Below are 245 nucleotides of genomic sequence, written 5' to 3' on the forward strand. Positions count from 1 at the left end.
CACCGCGTCGTCGACAAGCTGGTCGCGTGCACGCGCCAACGCCTTCTTCGGCGGGAGCGCACCAGCTTGCTTGACCCATTCATAAACCGTGGCCTCTGCCACACCGGCTTCACAAGCAATCTCGCAGACATCATCGCCTGCAACAAGCCGCGCCACAGAAGCAGCTTTCACATCCTTCGGAGTCCAACGACCAGCCACAACAACCTCCAAGTCGAGGTGGCGCATTCACCCACTGACAACTCCGG

At 60.4% G+C, this 245-nt stretch carries 1 protein-coding gene; it reads right to left on the reverse strand.

Annotation, left to right across the window (positions count from 1 at the left end; translation table 11 throughout):
* A partial coding sequence (locus HMPREF2791_RS12140) for a hypothetical protein (protein WP_141764892.1) occupies positions 1–225 on the reverse strand: 225 nt, incomplete at its 3' end.
* Between the last annotated feature and the right edge of the window lie 20 nt (positions 226–245).

It is taken from the genome of Corynebacterium sp. HMSC034A01 (genome assembly GCF_001838175.1).
Lineage (GTDB): Bacteria > Actinomycetota > Actinomycetes > Mycobacteriales > Mycobacteriaceae > Corynebacterium.